Source organism: Calditrichota bacterium (assembly GCA_016867835.1).
Lineage (GTDB): Bacteria > Electryoneota > AABM5-125-24 > Hatepunaeales > Hatepunaeaceae > VGIQ01.
Map to the genome: position 1 here is coordinate 1 of VGIQ01000211.1, position 1,721 is coordinate 1,721.

Genomic DNA, 1,721 nt, shown 5'->3' on the forward strand with positions numbered 1-1,721 from the left:
AAATAGTCGTGTCTGAAGAAGGAGCGGGAAATGCTGAATGAGTTGAGAGATGATGTGCCCCGCCCGCAATTCTTTTGGACACGAAATTGGGGTAAATAGTCGTGTCTGAAGAAGGAGCGGGAAATGCTGAATGAGTTGAGAGATGATGGGGTTGCGCAGGGGGCGCTGGAAGGAGCGCGTAGCGCGACTGTAAGCGCGCCCTGCGCGGCGGCCGAGGTCAAGCGCTGGTCGGCAGGCCGGAAGAAGCAAGTCGTTCTGCGCCTGCTGCGCGGCGAATCGGTGGATGCCATTTCACGCGAGTTGGCGGTGCCGATATACCGGCTGGAGGAATGGCGCGACCGCGCCCTGGCCGGCATGGATACCGGACTCAAGGAACGCGAGAACGATCCGGTCGAGAAGCAGCTCGATGATGCCAACCGACGCATCGGCGAACTGGTGATGGAAGTCGAAATCCTTCACAAGGAAAGGCAGGCGAAGCGCCCTTTGGTCGGCAGGAGGTCGTCACGATGAGCCGCGAGACCTCCGTGGTAACAGGCAAACCCTATGGTCTGGAACGAATCTGCCGGGTGCTGGAGTTTCCTCGCTCGACAATCTACGCCCAACAGGCCAGGGAGACCGCCAAGGTGGTTCCGCTGCATCCGGTACGGCGCGGGCCCAAGCCGAAGGTCTCGGACACCGATCTGCTGGCCGCCATTCGTGCCGACCTGGCGGCTTCACCGTTCGTCGGCGAAGGCCATCGCAAAGTCTGGGCGCGTTTGCGCATCCTGCACAACATCCGCGCCTCCAAGGATCGTGTCTGCCGCCTGATGCGTGAGAATGCCTTGCTGTCGCCCCATCGGGTGCCGCAGGGCAAGCCCTTGCAGCACGACGGGTCGATTCAGACCGCAGCGCCGAATCTGATGTGGGGTACTGACGGCATTCGCATCGAGACTGTCGAGGAAGGTTGGGCCTGGGTGTTCTCGGCCGTCGACCACTTCGATGCCTGCTGCGTCGGCATGCACACCGCGAAGATCGGTAACCGCTTCGCCGCCATGCAGCCGATTGCCCAGGGACTTCATGCCGAATTTGGCGCCACGGGCAAGGATGCCGGCAAGGGACTCAAACTGCGGATGGATCACGGCACGCAGTACACCGCCGATGACTTCCTGAGCCAGATCGAATTCTGGGGCATCGACAAGAGCTTCGCCTTCGTCGCCGAGCCGCAGACCAACGGAGTGGCCGAGCGATTCAACCGGACGCTGAAGGAGCAGGTCATCCACGGCCGCGTCTTCCGCAACGTCAGGGAACTCCATGCCGCCGTCACGGAGTTCAAGGATCGCTACAATCGCCACTGGCGTCTCGAAAAACTGGGCTTCATGTCACCCCTTGAAGCCCGGCAGTCTTATGCCATCCGGAAGGTCGCATGAACTGCAAATCAGTGTCCAATCAACTGCGGGCGGTACAGCCAGTGCAGTCTATTCCAAGCGCAAAGAAGTGGAAATCAGCACTATTTGCGGCTCAGCTTCTTCTGTTATCGGTTCTTTTTGGACTGCTGGCTTATCAATTGCACAGCTATGGGCCGACCATCGGCGACCCCGATCCTGATGGCTATGTCTCGTATGCTTATGGACTGACAGAGACAGGGACTATCCAACCGCATAGGCGCCTGCCTGGTTATCCGTTGATTATGGCAACCATAGCGCATGATGAAATTGCCCAGCTTACTCCGATAATACATGAAG

Annotated in this window: 2 protein-coding genes; both read left to right on the plus strand. The window is 59.3% G+C overall.

From position 1 onward, the window contains the following. The first annotated feature begins 123 nt into the window (after window positions 1-123). Window positions 124-510, plus strand: a complete 387-nt coding sequence (locus FJY67_12210) for an IS3 family transposase (GenBank protein MBM3330208.1) — start codon at window positions 124-126, stop codon at window positions 508-510. Continuing rightward, complete coding sequence (locus tag FJY67_12215; protein MBM3330209.1) at window positions 507-1,406, plus strand: DDE-type integrase/transposase/recombinase; 900 nt, start codon at window positions 507-509, stop codon at window positions 1,404-1,406. Before FJY67_12210 ends, FJY67_12215 begins: the two co-directional genes overlap by 4 nt. Window positions 1,407-1,721: the final 315 nt, after the last annotated feature.

Excerpts from the sequence above, each read along its gene's own strand:
- FJY67_12210 (MBM3330208.1), top strand. The coding sequence starts at position 124 with ATGCTGAATGAGTTGAGAGATGATGGGGTTGCGCAGGGGGCGCTGGAA.
- FJY67_12215 (MBM3330209.1), top strand. The coding sequence starts at position 507 with ATGAGCCGCGAGACCTCCGTGGTAACAGGCAAACCCTATGGTCTGGAA.